Here is a 16,885-nt window from a genome sequence, read left to right on the forward strand (position 1 = left end):
GTAAAAGGCAAAAAGGAGTTTTTGCCTTTTGCTTTTTCAGCCTACTCTTAAAAAACTATTCGCCAGGTTTTAGCTGGCAATGGTTGCAAAAGACATACCAGCTTTCACGCTCTTTAAACGTAACGCCATCAAGTTTGATAAAAAAGTGCTCGTTCTCTTTTAGCCAAACTAAAACTGGTAGCTCCTTGCCAACTTTTAGCCATACCTTTTCCTCGTCTGATAAGGTAACTACTTGTTCAGGTTTCAGCTTTAGAAAAGCCCCCGGCTCATTGACGATCAATAAAGTGGATTTGTCGCCCTTTTCCTCTGACTTGTTTTCTTCTAGCGTCTTATCAGCTTTTGTCGCGTCGATTTCTTGATTTTCTGATATTAAAAGTTTCAACAAAGCTGCTGCACCTATCTGAGCAGAAACGGCTCGACCATCCCATTTCCCATCTGCGGTGTACTTTCCTTTTTTGTAGTGATTAGTTGTTGACCACAGGTAAGGGGTGAGAACTTCTGGATGATACAATCTGTAGCCAAAACCGTTGTATGATTCTAATCTCCAAAGTTGTGCTGCCAGACTCCAATCTTTGGCTTGGTCGAATTCCTTGAATTTTAGAGCATCAATGGCGCTTTCTTCCCAACTGTATCCAACATTCCATCCTAATTTAGGCTGGTTAATCGGTCTACCAGGGGGGACTTTCACAGTGCGCTTTTTGAGAGAGTCACCGTTATGCAAATGTCCCTTAAAATTGAGGGAACATTCCATATTGTGGATGACTGCAACAAAATACCACGGCACTCCAATTTGTTGCTGCACAGCTTCGTAGCGATCGCGTGTAGCCCGGATTTTTTCCGCTACCTCTTTAACACTCTTCAAAAACTCCGGTTTTATTTCACAGCTATCCCAAAGTTTCTGATACTCATCTTTTAAATCGCGAAGGCGAGTAGATGGCATTTCTGTTGAACCTCCAAGAAATTAGTAGATGCACTTCCCCAAATTTTAGGTTAATTACCGGGCAGTCAATTTAACTTAATGCTCAATCTGGTGAGCATTGCATCCTCCTTTAATAGGAATAAATTGGCGTTTTAGCTTAAATTAGTCACCTTCCTATGCTAAAAAACCACCTAGAGCCTTGCTATTATGGGGGCAAAATTGGGAGGAACTAACTGACGCAGATGGAGTTCATCAACCACGGTGTCAAAAGAGTAGCCTTGCTTCATGCGTGAACTAATTTCTTGAACTTCAGCCCAGGTTAAACCGCTTTCTACATAGGCTTTCGCTATCGCAATGAGCAAGTCTAGATGGTCGTTTCCCTCAGCTTTTGTCATCATATTGTGGGGAACATCCAGAACTCGGTCAAAGGAGTGATACCAAGTAAAGGGTTGATACTTGAGTGCGGCTTCAAATAAAGCTTCATGCTCCTCTTTACCGACAGCGCGATCGCTTTCACTCGATATAATAAACATCGGCGCAGCCAAACTTTCTTCAGCACGTGCCAGAATATCTTGTCCCATGTCTAAAAAAACGCGCAAAGATGGCATCAGAAAGCCAGGATAGCCAAAACTGGCTAATCCTGGTTCAGTTCGCCACTTAAAGTAGATATTAAAGATTTCCACAAATAAATCTACCACTTTATTGCTGCCGCTCAAATAAGGCGCAAATAGCAAAGCCCGATTAATTTGTGCATTACGTTCTAGTGCTAGCCAAGCCGCCAATGTGCTGCCCCCAGATAGTCCCCCCACAATCACTTTCGTCCCCAAAGGTTGTACAATCTCTAGCCAGCGAAGACCAAACTGTTGATAAACTTGTTGATTTTCTGGCAGCGGAGGGGGGTTGTCTGCATCCCATTCCCCGGCAATACCATGCCCTGGCAACAAAGGAATTAAAACGTTGTAGCCAGCTTTAAAAAAAGCTTCTCCTATAGGTACAAACTGCTCTGGGGAGGCAGTAAACCCATGAAAGAAGAGACATACCTTCTCGGTAGGTTTTTGGTGAAGAAGAAACCGAGAGCGACAGCCTTCATCCATTAGGGGCAGTGCATCTTCATGCGCTTTTGTTTCTCGAATGATTGCTGATGTTAGGCTGAAATAGTTGGACATATAGAGGTTGTTTCCCGCTACAAGATAACTAAGTTACACATCTTTATTGTCATATTACTTAATCCTGTTTTTGCGAATATACTTCTTGTGGGGCAGACTAGAAGCCTGCAATTAGTGTATAACAGGCTTTTAGTCTGCCGTAAGTATCTTCCCTGGGAACTACAATTTGATAGGGGAAAGCTTCACCCTTCGCCGATGTAGCAGGTGGCGTTGCATTCAAAGACAAAAATTAGAGTTGATCCTGATTAATTGTCGCCCGAATACTTAGTCATCGCCAGAGGGGTAATCATGGGATCGCGTTTTTACCATAAGAATAAATTTACTTGTTTATAGAAGTTTTTTGTGCAAGATGTTATTGTAATTAACAAGGAAACCATTAGAGCTAATATGGACAAAAAGAAAAAACCAGAGCCTTTAACAGGAGAGGCGCTGATCAAAAAAGTCAAAGAAATAGGCTCTTTGAGCAAAGAAGAAAAGGCTAGAGCCTGCGGATACTACACTGTCACAAAAGGTGGTGTGGAGCGCGTGAACATGATGAAATTCCTAAACGCTCTCATAGATGCTGAGGGAATTGAATTAGATGGTAAACAAGAAGGTACAGGACGCGGCGGACGTAGCGCCAGCTACCGGATATCGGTGCAGTCCAACGGCAATTTGCTAATAGGCTCGGCTTATACTAAGCAAATGGGACTTCAAGCCGGGGATGAGTTTGAAATCTCTCTAGGGCGCAAGCATATCAAGCTGCAACAAGTTGATGCAGAAGAACTGCCAACGTCTGCTTAAACATGTGGCTTTGTCCGCAATAGCAGGCTAGAAGGATTCTTCAGGCTTGGTAGCGCGATCGCTCCAACCACAACCAAGGTAGAAATCTAGAGAGCTATCCACTTCCAAGAAGCCTTGAGCAACTACAAAGCTTGAGGCTTCTTGGTTAATATTAATATATTTTGATTGAGGTATTTTAACTGCTCGAAGGCCCAATTGGACTATCCTGGGTTGAGACAGGAGGACTGCTAATAAGTAAAAAAGCAGAAATCCAAAATTGAATGACTACTTCTGATAATGAATGGCTCAATCCATCGGCAGATTTAACCTTGTCGAGGGATGAAATTGATGTTTGGCGGGCTGACCTTGACCCACCGACATCTCATCTTCAATTGTTGGCAAAAACCCTCTCGGCCGACGAGCGAAATCGGGCTGAGCGGTTTTATTTTGAGCAGCATCGAAATCGTTTCATTGCTGGTCGCGGTATTCTCAGAACCATTTTGGCTCGCTATTTGGGTATCGATCCATCTGAGGTGCAATTTGGGTATGAACCGCGCGGTAAACCAATTTTGGCTGAAACCTCCGGCGACAGTAGACTCTGTTTTAACTTGTCTCACTCTCAGGGACTCGCTTTGTATGCTGTTGGACGCGATCGCGCCCTTGGCATTGACTTGGAATATATCCGTCCTATCTCCGATACCGAACAACTCGCTAAACGCTTTTTTTCCGCCCAAGAATATGCTGTAATTCGTGCGCTTCCTCCCTCGCAGAAGCAGGAAACATTCTTTCGCTACTGGACTTGCAAGGAAGCTTATCTCAAAGCAACTGGAGACGGACTGGCTCAGCTAGACCAAATTGAAATTTTGCTCGCTCCCGAAAAACCAGCTAGCGAACTTCGTCTCCCCAGCAGTTTAGTTACTCAAGACTGGGTTCTCCAAGAGTTGACACCTACTGCAAACTATGTGGCTGCTCTTGTTGTTGCTGGGCAAGGTTGGCATCTCAGGAGTTGGCAATTTCTATAGTCATTAGTTATTAAGCAGGTAGGCGTAATTAAACATAGCTTCTCGTAATTAAAAATTGGGTAAAAATTCTATCTAATTTTTAGGAATATAGATTAAATAACTGGTAAAACTTACATTTTCTAGGGGCATGGGACTGCCATGCCCCTACGTGTATTAAAGCCTATTAGTCTAAAGACTGATATAAACCTATAAGATTTCCGTCGGGGTCGCGAAGATAAGCTGTTTTAATTCCGTAGTAGGGATTGCTCATTGGTTCTGTTGTAAAGTTGACTCCCTTATGCCTTAATTTATGATATGCCTGATCTACATCATGCACTGTAAAAACTAACACTATCTTGTCTTGACATTCGGCATTTTCAGGCTTGTCAGCGTTGCCAATCATTTGCGCCATTTCTTGCCGTCTGAATAAACTAAGTCTCATATCTCCGGCTTTAAACTCAGCATATCCGCTTTGTTCATCTTCTACAGTAACGTCAAATTCCATGACATCTTTGTAAAAGTCAAAGCAAGCTTTTAAGTCCTTTACCAGCAGTCTTGTGTAAGCAGAACCAATCATAACTACTTTACCTGATGATAGTGATACTTCAAGAAGGTGCTTGTAAAATTACATTGTTACATACAGGTGCAATATCTGAACACAAGTAGCGTGATAATTGAAAAGCCAACACCTGCAAAAAATACACTATGAATTCCACCAATTCCAAAGGCAATTCCCATCAGTAGCGGCCCTAAAGTTTGCCCCAATCCAAAAAATGTGCCGTTTACAGCTATCACGGTAGCTAGGTACTCTCTCGGTGCCAGAGCTGCTAACAAAGTTTGAATGCTGGGAAATCCAATGCCAAGCCCAATCCCAAAAATCGTGGTTGGTATTAATAGTAACCACATATTTGTTACGAAGGGAACGATAAATAGAGCAATGGCATAGAAAACAAAAGATGCTCTAATTAAAGTTGTTTCTGGAAAACGTCTGGCGAGTCTACCTAGCTGTGAAGAAGTGAATGCGATCGCTACCGAGATACTAGAGAGTATCACTCCAATTGTAGAGGGCTGCGCTTTAAATGTATCGTTAATCAATTGTGGCAAATAAGTTACATAAGCACCATAAAGAAGCACGAAGTTAGCAGCACTCGCAAGAAACAATCCCGCCAACTGACGATTTTTCAGAATTCTGCGAGCATTTATTAAATATTCCCTGAGATTACGTTCGCCTTTCGGTTCAGGATTTTTCAGGGCAAACAATACCACTAACGCGATAGGAATAGCTACCACGGGTAACATAAAAGGATAATACCAGCCAATTGTTGCTAGTGCGCCGCCAATTGTTGGATAGCTTGCTGTGCCGATACTGCTAACGCTGGCGTTATAACCCATTGCCGCAGTACGTCTTTCTCCGGCATATAAATCGCCGATTAAGGTGACACTGAGAGAAAGTAAAGAAGCTGCACCAATTCCTTGCAATAAGCGGAACAACAGTAAAAGGTTAAAATCACGAACAAAGGCGCAAGCTGTGCCAGCAATTCCAAATAAAAGCAGTGAAGGAACAATAATCTTCTTTCTGCCAATTCTATCGGCAAGGACACCAATAATAGGGCCTAGCAACAGAGTGGGAAGCGTGAAGGCTGTAACCAATAAACCAATATTTTCTGGAGCTACATTTAAGGCTTTAGCTAGATTCGGGAATGCCGGAGTTACACTGGAAACACCGAGAACGGCGATTAGAGAAATAGCAAAAATAATCAGAATATTTTTGTCTTTAAGCAAGTTTTTGGGGTTGTGTTGCTGACCATCGGCTTCTGTTGATTGCATGAAGTTACTTGGTTTTTGAGGTGATAAATATTGGTAAAATAAAATGGTGGGTAGCGCCTACCATCAGCCGAAAAAATCCTACTTCAATTGGGCAATGCAAGAGAGCGATCGCATTATTTTTGCTTGCCTTAGTGGGCGGTATATCCTCCATCGACTCCCAGCGATTGCCCCGTGACAAACGAAGCTTTATCTGAGCAAAGCCAAATCGCGGCGTTGGCAATTTCTTCCGCCTTGCCAACACGTCCGATGGGGTGCATTTGCTTAATCTGTTCAATTCCTTGCGGGTTTTCTTTGGCAAAACGCTCAAAGGTAAATGCGATCGCACACGCCCGACCGATACCAGAGCTTCCACGAGTTACAATAGATACTTTTCCAAAAGACATCATTACAGTTATCTGCCTTTACTTAAGAGTTAGTTAAGATTTAGCCAAGGTTAGCTAAGTTGAATCAAATTGCCCAGCACTTACTTATGCTCGCGCCAGTCCGCCATCAACAATTAAAGTTTGTCCAGTTATAAAAGCAGCATCATCTGAGGCAAGAAAAGATACTGCACCAACAACATCATCCGGTGTTGCCGTGCGTTTGATCGCTTGCCTTGCTGCCACCATGTCAAAAACTTCTGATGGCGAATTTGTTTCCGTGGTGCCAGTGCGAACCAAACCGGGAGCGATCGCATTCACTGTAATTCCAAATTCTCCCACTTCCGATGCCAAAGCTCGCGTAAACCCAATAACACCCATCTTTGCTGTTGTGTAGTGAGTATAGTCGGGAATTACTAGCCAGCTTACAGTTGAAGACAAGTTAATAATGCGTCCGTAGCCGTTCTGCTTCATGCTTGGTAAAAAAGCTTTGCACATTAAAAATAGCGAGTCTAAATTAACCGCCATCATCTTGCGCCAGTCGTCAAAACTCATCTGGTCAAAAGACTGATAGGGATAGATTCCTGCATTATTAACCAGGATGTCGCAACGCCCAAATTTCTCCATCACAAGAGCAGCAAATTTGCTGACATCCTCTGGTGAGGATACGTCACAAACGCTAATTTCAGCTTTACGCCCAGCATCTTTGACCATTTTTTCAGTTTCCTGTGCTAAAGATGTGGCAGCGATCGCAATATCTGCCCCATCTTCAGCAAGTCTTTTGGCAAATGCTTGTCCTAACCCTTTCGATCCGCCTGTAACAACAGCAACTTTCCCTTTCAGACTTTTGCCCATTTCGACTATCTCTTTATAATTAATCAGCAGGTTCGGTGAAAACAACCTCGTACAAATGAAACTCGTTTTCAGCTAAACCTTGCCAATACTCACTCAAAGGTTTGTATTTTGGATCTTTTAGCAGTTCCTCAAAATACTCAAAACTGCGCCACTGTCCGTAGTTAACATTATGCACACCGTCAAGAGAGCGATGAAAATTCCCAGATAAAAGTCCGGGATTTTGCAACCCAAGTGGTAGGTATTCCCTTTCCAATTCCACTAGGCGCATCTGATTTTCTGGTTTTACTCTAAATTCTGCCAGGTGAATCAAACCGCCTTTAGTAATTTTGAGCTCAGCGTCATCTGGTAGAGAAACTACGACTTCGTAGACGTGTGAATCATGAATTTTAAACTGGGAAAGCTTTTTACCAACTGCTTGTACTTCAGAGTTGTTGACAAAAGCTTGGTAATCTTCTAAGGTTTCCCACTGGGCATAGTTCATAACTCTTACGCCGTCTATACTTTTGTGGAGGCTGGATGAGACGAAACCTGGTTGATTTTTCACCGCTGTTTCGAGAAATTCCCCAATAGTATCTATTAATTCCTGCTGTCGTTCCGGCTCTACCTCGAAGATAATTATCACCGTAATTACATCGTTATTCTTTGCAATAGTCGGCATTTTGATCTCTCCTGGGATTGTTGGTGAACCAAAATCTTTAAATTGCCAGCATCCTAGCGCTAATACTGTAGGAACGCTACTAGCCATTTTTCTAGGTAGTTAGTAAAAATATAGCTTTTCTCCGTTCGGTTGAATATATTGCGGTTGTGACGTTTGGTAGGGGCATGGCATTCCCCTGCCCCTACCAAACGTATTACCAAATGCGATCGCTTTCTTATTTAATTTCAGCTGCGGTGATTGTCGATTAAATCGAACGTGCCACCAAAAAGGCGATCGCGGATCATATCATTGCTTAAAAAGTCATGGGGGAAGCCAAGTTCAACTTTGCTAACTTCGTTGAGGCGTTGCAAATGCTCTGGTGATAGCTTCACATCCAGACAAGCTAAGTTATCTTTAACCTGCGATACTTTGCGAGAGCCGATAATTGGGATGACAACGCCACTTTGAGCAAGCAACCAAGCTAATGCAACTTGTGGAGGCGTGTGTCCGATTTCTTCGGCAACTTGACTCACAACTTCTGCGATCGCTATATGGCGTTGGGAAATATTTCCCCCGGAAGTAGTCGCCAGTCGCCCTTGTTCGTTATTGCCACTGGCTTTATTGTACTTGCCCGTCAGCACACCAGCGCCAAGAGGCGACCACGGCGTAACCGCTAAGTCAAATGCCTTCGCCATCGGTAGCAAGTCGCGTTCTGGTGTCCGTTCAACCAAACTGTACTCGACTTGCAAAGCGACAAACGGAGTCCAGCCGTAACATTGCGCCAAGGTGTTTGCTTGAGAAACAATCCAAGCAGGCGCGTCCGAAATGCCAATATATAACACCTTGCCAGAACGTACTAGGTCATCAAAGGTACGCATCACTTCTTCAATAGGTGTCATAAAGTCCCAAGCGTGCAGCCAGAATAAGTCGATGTAGTCGGTATTGAGGCGTTTTAGGCTGCCTTCTACCGACTGCATCATGTTCTTACGATGGTTGCCGCTGCCGTTGGGGTTGCCTGCCTTGTCGCTCATATGCAAGGGGAATGAGTATTTGGTTGCAACGACAAAGCGATCGCGTTCTGCGGCAATTAACTCACCAACGATTTTCTCGCTGCTGCCATCGGTGTAGCCGTTGGCGGTGTCAATAAAGTTGCCTCCTGCTTCCACAAAGGCATCGAAAACCTGACGGCTTTCGTCTTTGGAAGCGCCCCAGCCCCAATCTTCACCGAAGGTCATTGTTCCCAAGCACAGTTCAGATACCCTCAATCCACTTTTACCCAAGAGTTTGTATCTCATTGTTTTTGCCCCTTGTAGAACGAATGTAGTTTTAGTGCGAGCTTACTTAAGGATAGTTGTCGGGAATGGTTGTAGCTTGCTTTCGCGTAGCCTTAGAGGATGTCTGAAAAGTCATAATCGAGACGCTTAGAGCGTGGAGATCCCCCTTAAAAAGGGGGACTAAGGCTTGATTCTCCCCCCTTGAAAAAGGGGGGCTGGGGGGATCAAACTAACTTTTGACACTTCTAGGACATCCTCTTACGGGAATGTTACCCAACAAATCGCAGGTTTGAATTTTTATCTTCTAAGTGAACCCTATTGAGTTGTAACTTACTAAAAAATATTGTTGCTAGAAAAAGTGCTGGATCTGAGTCACAAGCCAAAGCGCTAAAATAGTATTAAGTAACGTAACGACCTATTCAGACATCAAAATTCATGGCGCTATTCGGATTTGGCAAAAAGCAAACTATACCTACTCCTGAGCAGGCATTGCCAGGACGGGCAGAGTCAATGCCAGTACCCTCTGGTCACTACGTCAACGGTCATCCTCTCAAGCCTCCTTTTCCAGCTGGGATGGAAATGGCGATGTTTGGCATGGGGTGTTTCTGGGGTGCAGAACGGAAATTTTGGCAGCAAGAGGGCGTTTTTAGCACCGCAGTGGGTTATGCAGCTGGCACAACACCAAACCCCACCTACGAAGAGGTTTGCACGGGCATGACCGGACATAATGAAGTGGTTCTCGTGGTTTTTGACCCAAAAATTATTAGTTACGAAACACTTCTAAAAGTCTTCTGGGAAAGCCATAATCCCACTCAAGGTATGCGTCAAGGCAATGACGCTGGCACTCAGTATCGTTCAGGAATTTACGTGTATTCAGGTCAAAGGCAGCTGGCTGAAGCATCGCGAGACGCTTATCAGAAAGCTCTGAATGCGGCTGGCTATGGCGATATCACTACTGAGATTATTGAGGCTCCTGAGTTCTACTATGCAGAGAGCTACCATCAGCAGTATCTTGCCAAAAATCCTGGTGGGTATTGTGGTTTAGGTGGGACGAAAGTTGCTTGTCCTGTAGGAGTACAGGCTTAAAATAGCGGCACTTCATTTTTGTCCTGCGCTCAAGCCCTGAACTAAAGTTCGAGGCTCAAAGCTCAAGTCCGTTGAAACGGACTGAAATGCTTAGTTAGTGTATATGAATTTCTCGTTCTCAGACTCCGCCTGAGAACGAGGAAGAAGCCCTCCCTTAAAAAGTCACTTCCGCATCAGGTTTCTGGCTATCTTAATCTGCGCGACTAACTTAGCAAAGTGTTTATTCATGTGACGTAAAACTTCAAGTTGAATGGGGGTAAGGTTGCCCAAGCTGCGGAGTTTTTTCTGAAGTGTCAAAAGATGCACTACAGCCTCTTGCTGCTCAACAACGGCTTGTTGCAGCTCATGGGTGGATAGTTGCTCTGTTGGGTCAGACCCAGAATTATCTATCTGTCGGAGATGGATTGCTAGCATCCTGGCGATCGCCATCAGTGTCTGACCATCATCTTCATCCCATTGATTAGACTCTGTGTTGCCAATAGCGATCGCACCATAAACCTGACCTTCTATAATTGGCGCAGCAATCAACGCTTTGGCAGTGGGCAATAACGGATCGCTCTCGTGTCTCTGGCGCACACTTGTTACCTGGATCAATCGCGCCTGCTGAATTGCTCGTCCGATCAATCCCTCACTCACAGGCATTTTCCAACCTTTGCCATTCGCATCGCCTGCTATAGCACAGACTGAATAATCTTCCTTGGAAGGGTTGAGTCCAGCAATGACAACACCCGTAGCACCAAAAATACTGTGTAAAATCTCTGCTGTATCTTCTAGAAGATTGTCTGGATTGCTTGAGGAGGTTTCCGCAAATTGTTGCAAGGTGCGGAGGTGTACTCGGCGACGCTGATTATTTAGTACAACCTGTTCCAGCATACTGAGCATGCGGCTGCTGATGTCGGATATATGGATGTTTTGCTGTTCGTAGTTGCGCTTTCTAATCGGCTGGTAAGATGACTCCATAACTTGTGATATCAGCAGCGAGATTCGGTCAACTACTTGCTCGTCAAAAGACCACAACCCATCAAAGCGTCGTCCCCCCGTTGTTATGTCCCGTCCATCTACTTCTTGGGCAACCAATGTAGTCCAAAAACTCGAAGTATTGACCAACAAAAACCACTCGCGAGACAGAACAGAGCTGGGTGAAATTTCAATAAACTCTACCCCTGGAATAGAAGGTGGTTCCGAGTCGGCAATACCAAACACATAAACTCGCCTACATATTGCCCCTAAGCGACTATAGCGACGCAGTTGATCTGGAAAATTAGAAAATTTTTGAAAGCCCGCGTAAAAGTCTACTGAAAGTTTATGCTGGATAACTTGGTCTTCTATCTGATGACTTATGACATTCATCATTGAGACTGTGTTTACACGGCGTATATGCTGATACTGACTAGCAACCGAGCGGAAGAGTGAAATATCCATTACACAGGCATTGTGTTCAGTAGTAAGAACACCCTAATTTTTTGCTTGCTCTCCTGATTTCTCTTTCTTTAAAAAAGTAATTTATAATACGATTCACAAATTAACAGCAGTTTAAAAGCCATGATTTGGCTCATTCGCATGATGCGTTAGCACCACAATTACAGGAGAGCATTTTTATTATTATATAGTTTATTAATAATTACTGATATAAAAATGCCAAATTATTTTTAAGTAAAAAATGCTAATTTTATAGTAAGATAGAAGTTTGATAAATTCAGTTTTTCAGGTGCTTGATACTTTTTAGGAAATGTCTTCGGCGTTACCCCCGCTAAAAGCGCCGGAAGTGGCAGGTGAGGTGGCGTTGCTTGATTGGCACTTCACAGGAGGGTAGCAGAACGCGATCGCTACCTGTATTTACGGGAAGTACCCAAAAGCATCATTGCGATCGCTGCGTTACGCAACTGTACACTCGAAGATTTGAGCGATCGCCTACGTGCATCATTACCTGTTTAAAACTAGCGTTCTGTGTCCTGAATCAACAAAAGTGGAAGCGATCGCTTTTTATGATTCAATAAAAGCCATAAATCAAAACCAGTCTTAATCTTGTTGGCAGGCTCCAGACAGCTTCTGCTTACCATTTCAGTTGCTCTATCTCCTCGACGACTTATATAAAAAAGTCAAACTTTTACATAAAAACATTTTTAGCTAATTAGTATATTTTTGGATAAATTAATATCTATTTCTACAAAAAATACATAGCAATGTATGCTCATTAACATTATTTAAACCAAGCTAAGAGCATCTAAATTAAAGTGTAAATATTATGATATAGAAATGCAATCTACCTCGAACAGTGAGGCGGTTTCATGACAAAAAACTTAGGCTTAAGTACACCAGGTGAGCATTTCATCAGTAAGTTTAGCAAGCACCATAGCCCTAACTGAACAGATGCACTGGCTATGATCAAAGCTAGGCGCAACAACCAGTCCCGAAAAGCCTTAGCCAGTTTTCCAAACAAGAACCAGTCAGCATGATCGTGGAGCAAGCCGGGGCGCTGTGTCAGCTACAAAAAATGCTCGACGACCTCAGATAAGATATCGAGCGCCTCAAAGTAAGTAAAGATTTAGATAGCAAGAAGCCCTCAAAACGTCGATAGAGCGATCTATCTTCGTCTCTAGTTCCTCAATTTTAGACGTGAATTCTTACAATATTTGTATCCATTCTTGGCTTTAAAAATCTATTAACTATTGCCTCAAGTTACTTCAGTATGCTTACGATGCCCGTTGTTTGTGGGATACACAGTGCTGGGTTTGAATAGTTGTCCCGATTGGATAATCGCAATAGCTATAGGTTCTAGAGCTTGTGTCCAGCTATCTCTTATTCGCTGTTGCTCTTCCGGAGTGGGGTTAGTGCTTAACCGTTGAATTTCAGCAAGGACAACTGCTGGTAGCTGCTCGTAGAAACTCATCGCCAGTTCGCTACCTACCTGACTCAGCAACAGTTGCACTAAAGCAGAGCTGTTCATTACATCATTAGCAACACTACCAGCTGCACCAGTCGCAGGGGGCGGGTCTAAAGATTTGGGGATAGAATCAACGGGAGATATAGGGGGTTTAACAACAGGCTCAGCAGCAGCTTTAAGTGTGTTGCTGGCATTTTCAATAGTAGGTTGAACACCCGCAGCAGCAGGTTTAAGCGTATCCCAAGGATCTTCAATAGTAGGTTGAACACCCGCAGCAGTAGGTTTAAGTGTGTTGCTGGCATCTTCAATAGTAGGTTGAACACCCGTAGCACTTTGAAGCGTATCCCAGGTATATTCAATAGTAGGTTGAACACCCACAGCAGCACCTTTAAGTGTGTCCATTGCACCTTCAATAGTAGGTGCAACACCCGCAGTAGCACCTTTTATTACTAAATCCGTTACACCTTCAACAATTGCTTTAAGACCCTCACCTACACCCTTACCAGTAAACGCCGCAGCTGCCGCGCTGACTACAGCACCAAAGGTTGCTCCAGCTAAAGCAGCATTGGCGACACGCCTACGGGTGCCTGTTGGCTGAATGCCGGACTCTTCGGTAGCCGCGTCAGTATCTTCGTTAGCTCCATCTAAGGTAGTATCAACGCCATTTATGCCAGTTTCTGCTGGAGGAACGCTGGACTGTGCCGGAATCCGTCCAGTATTTTCGTCATGCCGATCAAAAGGCTGGTTGCTCTGTGTCATAATGCCCGTCTCCTGCCTACCAAAACGGCTTAACGATCTAAATGTCGCCGCTATGGCCAATTTAGCGACGCACGTATACACTTACACCGACCTCAAGAGAGACATTACTAAACATCTACCCAGGTATACCCATATACGATGATTGGGACTAAAAATCTACAACTACAGATGTACTATATGTCTGCCTTTAGCTCAGTTAAGTCTTTATTGAGGCTCGTTAAAATTGCAAGTGATGACAAGCTACGCCAAAACAAAATTTAGCTGCTTGGGAACAAAGGAGAAAATAATGACTAATAACATACAATTCGATAAACGTGACGACCAAGTTGCTAGCGCCACTGCTCAACCCTACGTTCGTACAGAAGAGACAACCATAAGTACTGGGATAGCTAGAGAAGACAATAGTCCTACCATTACGCCTCAACCCGTTGCTCGGCAACAATCCAGCAGCATGAATGTTGGGCAACAATCCAGCAGCATGAATGTTGGGCAACAATCCAGCAGCATGAATGTTGGGCAACAATCCAGCAGCATGAATGTTGGGCAACAATCCAGCAGCATGAATCCAGGCTTATCTAGAGCGCTGATGGGAGGACTCATCGGTGCTACATTAGGCACATTAGCTGGTCTTTTGGCTGGTAGGAGAACATCTGAAGGTGTTAAACACGCTGCTAAAGGTGTAGGCGATGCGACAAAGACTGTAGCTGATGGTGTTGGTCAGACAGCCAAAGGTGTTGGCGAGGCAGCAAAGACTGTAGCTGATGGTGTTGGTCAGACAGCAAAGACTGTAGCTGGCGGTGTTGGCGACGCAGCAAAGACTGTAGCTGGCGGTGTTGGTCAGACAGCCAAAGGTGTTGGCGAGGCAGTCAAGAGTGTAGCTGAGGGTGTTAACTACGCTGTAGTAGGCACATTACAAGATACGGCTGAAGGTGTTAACCACGCTGTCGTAGGTGCATTGGATGCAGTCAAAGGTGCATCTTCAGATGCCAAGCAAGCTGTAGCAGGTGCAGCGGATCAGGTAAAAAATACAACTGAGGATGCCAAGCAATCTGTAATAGGTGCATTGGACTCAGTTCAGGATACAGCTGAGGATATCAAGCCATCTTACGAGCAGAACCTTAAGGTAGCGATAGAACGCCCGGTTGCAAATACATCGCAGGTTGCGATGACTGGTAACATCGGCATGGAAAGGGAAATTGATATGCAGACGGCATACATTTCCGGCCCCCAGGACGAAGATGTCGCAACCTATCTCCAAGAAGGAGAAGTTCCTGCAATACAGCCTTATGAAGGTACTGCTGACATTTAGAAGCAATTTTTGATGACTGGGAATGGATAATGGGATTAGGAGTTAGGAGTTAATAATTCATAAATTCATAACTCCTAACTTTTCTCTATTTACCCTTACCCATGTAGAGCCGAAAAATCGCAATTTCTTGGGTTGAAGCTAACCGTTCCCTAACTATTCTTTTGTACTTGTTGGGTAACTAGATAGTGCTTTTTGCTGAGCTAATACCAATTTACTTTTGGAAGGATACACATTTGATACCCCTAACCCCCTTTTAAAGGTGGGCTAACAAAAGCGATTAGTGTAGTGGCAAAAAAGTTAAACGGGATAAGCTAACGGCTATTCATCAGTTTTATTTAGTAGGAAGGAGACGATTTTTATGATTGAGAGCAACGAATTTTTGGATGAAGATGAAATCTTTGTTGAGCAAATTCCGCATGAATATGATGCTCCTTCAGCAGGCACAGGCATGAATAATGCGTTCACTAAAATAGCGATTGGAGCATTCATTGGTGCTACGGTGGGTGCAATAGCTGGCGCTTTAGCTAATAAGGGTTCTGTTGATAGGGTTAATCAGACTGTAAGAAATGCAGGAAACACAGTCAAGAATGCCGCTGAAAGTGTTAACCAAACTGTAAGAAGCGTAGGTGACGGGGTAAAGAACGTAGCTGTCAACGTTAATGACACAGTAATAGATGTAGGGGACAAAGTTAAGGGTGTAACCCAAGATGTTAATTACACTGTAAAAGATACGCTGAACACAGTTAAGGGTACAGCGGAGAACGTTAACGAAACTGTAAAAGGTACAGTGGATGTACTCAAGGATGCAGCGGAGAATGTTAACGAAAATGTAAGAGGTACGGGAGAAGCATTGAAGGGTGCAACTGAGAATGCCAATCCATCTAGTAGTCAGATTGTCAAGGGATCTGATAAGCAGATAAAATACATTTTAGTGCCAGTGGAAAGTGAAGGTAATGCTTGATAAAGCAAACTTCGCTGAAAGGGGCGTTTAGGAGCAAACCCTGGCTTTATTGTGTTTGAAACTGCACAAACTTTTGTTATCAGAACAGAATTGAATTAGTAGCGATCGCTTCTTTTTTCCAGAAAGCGATCGCTTTTATATATTTTTCAATATAAGTTTTCCTGTTGTCATTATCAAATAACTTTGAATATATGACACAACAAAAATCGAAGCGCCAAGCACGACGCCGCAGAATATTCCCAGAACTCACTATATCTCCAGAAGAAAGAACCAAAAAAGAAGCCGATATCAAAGCGTTGTCGTCCAATCTTTAAGCGGCTCCGGACTGAATTGATTAAAGACCGCTACAACTGGTTCATTGTCATTGAGCCTGAGAGTGAGGATTACTTTATCGCTCAATGTTCTGGCTGTAGGGTTGATTTGTCTAATATTTTTGTAGTCATGGTTGCTGGTGAAAGAGCGCGAACTTCACAAAAAGGCTCGTCTCTTGGGGAAATTGTTTAAAAGCCTTTGCCTTCGATAGTATTTTATTCGCTAGTTGAGCTGAGGTGAGGAGAATGGCTTCCGTAACCAGGGCTTATAGTGGAATTGGAAGTGTAAACGTTTGTATCAAATATAGTGACTTTCAATTGGCTTTCCTTGGTGCATCCTGTAGGCGGAGTGGCTGCGATCGCGCTAGCGGCTACTGCTGCAACTTATGGTTGGCGTTACCGCAATGCACGGCTGGGTAAAAGCGGTTTAGATGTGATGGAAACGTTCAATCTCCAAAAAATTCACAAAAAAGTAGGGATTGGGTTTTTGGCGATCAGTATAGGTGTGTGGCTTTTGGGTTGGGTGACGACTGCGGAATTCACACTTGATGACTTGCTTACTGGTTCCCCTCACAATTTGGTTGGATTGGCAGTTGTTATTTTAGTAATTACTAGCGCAACGGTAATATTGCGCTTTCGCCGCACTTCTTGGGCTAGCTCTGTGCATTTAACTCTCAATGGTTTAGTGCTATTGTTGCTAACGGTGCAACTGCTATCTGGATTAGGACTGGTAAATCAGTTGTTACCGTAGAATGATCGCTACAGAAGTGTTTGA

The 16,885-nt window shown here is 43.8% G+C and carries 19 protein-coding genes; 7 read left to right on the top strand and 12 right to left on the bottom strand.

The window, feature by feature from the left end; translation table 11 throughout:
• Positions 1–55 precede the first annotated feature (55 nt).
• Positions 56–940, bottom strand: a complete 885-nt coding sequence (locus H6F63_RS06710) for a hypothetical protein (protein WP_199297807.1) — start codon at positions 938–940, stop codon at positions 56–58.
• 170 nt (positions 941–1,110) lie between these two features.
• Positions 1,111–2,085: an alpha/beta fold hydrolase gene (locus H6F63_RS06715; protein WP_190635950.1), complete on the bottom strand. Its 975-nt coding sequence runs from the start codon at positions 2,083–2,085 to the stop codon at positions 1,111–1,113.
• 387 nt (positions 2,086–2,472) lie between these two features.
• Between H6F63_RS06715 and H6F63_RS06720 the strand changes: the two genes are divergently transcribed.
• On the top strand, positions 2,473–2,868 hold the full coding sequence (locus H6F63_RS06720; RefSeq protein WP_190422134.1) for an AbrB family transcriptional regulator: 396 nt from the start codon (positions 2,473–2,475) through the stop codon (positions 2,866–2,868).
• A gap of 27 nt (positions 2,869–2,895) precedes the next feature.
• Here H6F63_RS06720 and H6F63_RS06725 read toward each other — a convergent pair whose 3' ends face one another.
• Positions 2,896–3,063: a hypothetical protein gene (locus tag H6F63_RS06725; protein ID WP_190635952.1), complete on the bottom strand. Its 168-nt coding sequence runs from the start codon at positions 3,061–3,063 to the stop codon at positions 2,896–2,898.
• Between the two features lie 65 nt (positions 3,064–3,128).
• Between H6F63_RS06725 and H6F63_RS06730 the strand changes: the two genes are divergently transcribed.
• Positions 3,129–3,869: a 4'-phosphopantetheinyl transferase superfamily protein gene (locus H6F63_RS06730; RefSeq protein ID WP_190635954.1), complete on the top strand. Its 741-nt coding sequence runs from the start codon at positions 3,129–3,131 to the stop codon at positions 3,867–3,869.
• 163 nt (positions 3,870–4,032) lie between these two features.
• Here the strand turns inward: H6F63_RS06730 and H6F63_RS06735 are convergent, their stop codons facing one another.
• The 6 genes from H6F63_RS06735 to H6F63_RS06760 all read right to left on the bottom strand — a co-directional run bounded on the left by H6F63_RS06735 (position 4,033) and on the right by H6F63_RS06760 (position 8,821).
• The gene (locus tag H6F63_RS06735; protein ID WP_190635956.1) at positions 4,033–4,425 is read right to left on the bottom strand and encodes a VOC family protein; all 393 of its coding nucleotides are present in this window, start codon (positions 4,423–4,425) and stop codon (positions 4,033–4,035) included.
• A gap of 56 nt (positions 4,426–4,481) precedes the next feature.
• On the bottom strand, positions 4,482–5,675 hold the full coding sequence (locus H6F63_RS06740; RefSeq protein WP_190635958.1) for an MFS transporter: 1,194 nt from the start codon (positions 5,673–5,675) through the stop codon (positions 4,482–4,484).
• 128 nt (positions 5,676–5,803) lie between these two features.
• A complete protein-coding gene (locus H6F63_RS30410) occupies positions 5,804–6,061 on the bottom strand; it encodes an SDR family oxidoreductase (RefSeq protein WP_190635960.1) in 258 nt (85 codons plus the stop codon).
• Between the two features lie 81 nt (positions 6,062–6,142).
• Positions 6,143–6,889: an SDR family NAD(P)-dependent oxidoreductase gene (locus tag H6F63_RS06750; RefSeq protein WP_190635962.1), complete on the bottom strand. Its 747-nt coding sequence runs from the start codon at positions 6,887–6,889 to the stop codon at positions 6,143–6,145.
• A gap of 19 nt (positions 6,890–6,908) precedes the next feature.
• Complete coding sequence (locus H6F63_RS06755; protein ID WP_190635964.1) at positions 6,909–7,547, bottom strand: antibiotic biosynthesis monooxygenase family protein; 639 nt, start codon at positions 7,545–7,547, stop codon at positions 6,909–6,911.
• 224 nt (positions 7,548–7,771) lie between these two features.
• Entirely contained in the window at positions 7,772–8,821 is a 1,050-nt protein-coding gene (locus H6F63_RS06760) for an aldo/keto reductase (protein ID WP_190635966.1), read from the bottom strand.
• A 414-nt stretch (positions 8,822–9,235) separates the two neighbouring features.
• On the opposite strand from H6F63_RS06760, the gene msrA reads away from it, so the two are divergent.
• Positions 9,236–9,886, top strand: coding sequence for a peptide-methionine (S)-S-oxide reductase MsrA (msrA, locus tag H6F63_RS06765; protein WP_190438882.1), 651 nt, complete (start codon positions 9,236–9,238; stop codon positions 9,884–9,886).
• Positions 9,887–10,048: 162 nt separating this feature from the next.
• Here msrA and H6F63_RS06770 read toward each other — a convergent pair whose 3' ends face one another.
• Positions 10,049–11,308: a DICT sensory domain-containing protein gene (locus tag H6F63_RS06770; protein ID WP_190635968.1), complete on the bottom strand. Its 1,260-nt coding sequence runs from the start codon at positions 11,306–11,308 to the stop codon at positions 10,049–10,051.
• A gap of 350 nt (positions 11,309–11,658) precedes the next feature.
• Between H6F63_RS06770 and H6F63_RS06775 the strand changes: the two genes are divergently transcribed.
• The gene (locus H6F63_RS06775) at positions 11,659–11,883 is read left to right on the top strand and encodes a hypothetical protein (RefSeq protein WP_190635970.1); all 225 of its coding nucleotides are present in this window, start codon (positions 11,659–11,661) and stop codon (positions 11,881–11,883) included.
• Positions 11,884–12,560: 677 nt separating this feature from the next.
• Here the strand turns inward: H6F63_RS06775 and H6F63_RS06780 are convergent.
• Entirely contained in the window at positions 12,561–13,529 is a 969-nt protein-coding gene (locus H6F63_RS06780) for a hypothetical protein (protein WP_190635972.1), read from the bottom strand.
• 286 nt (positions 13,530–13,815) lie between these two features.
• On the opposite strand from H6F63_RS06780, the gene H6F63_RS06785 reads away from it, so the two are divergent.
• A complete protein-coding gene (locus H6F63_RS06785) occupies positions 13,816–14,838 on the top strand; it encodes a YtxH domain-containing protein (RefSeq protein WP_190635974.1) in 1,023 nt (340 codons plus the stop codon).
• Between the two features lie 358 nt (positions 14,839–15,196).
• Positions 15,197–15,799 carry a hypothetical protein gene (locus tag H6F63_RS06790; protein ID WP_190635976.1) on the top strand — a complete coding sequence of 201 codons (603 nt, stop codon included), beginning with the start codon at positions 15,197–15,199 and terminating at the stop codon, positions 15,797–15,799.
• A gap of 79 nt (positions 15,800–15,878) precedes the next feature.
• Here the strand turns inward: H6F63_RS06790 and H6F63_RS06795 are convergent, their stop codons facing one another.
• A complete protein-coding gene (locus H6F63_RS06795; protein WP_190635978.1) occupies positions 15,879–16,049 on the bottom strand; it encodes a hypothetical protein in 171 nt (56 codons plus the stop codon).
• 368 nt (positions 16,050–16,417) lie between these two features.
• Between H6F63_RS06795 and H6F63_RS06800 the strand changes: the two genes are divergently transcribed.
• Entirely contained in the window at positions 16,418–16,861 is a 444-nt protein-coding gene (locus tag H6F63_RS06800) for a DUF4079 family protein (RefSeq protein WP_190457038.1), read from the top strand.
• The last annotated feature ends 24 nt before the right edge of the window (positions 16,862–16,885 follow it).

Source organism: Trichocoleus sp. FACHB-40 (assembly GCF_014695915.1).
Taxonomy (GTDB): domain Bacteria; phylum Cyanobacteriota; class Cyanobacteriia; order Cyanobacteriales; family FACHB-T130; genus Funiculus; species Funiculus sociatus.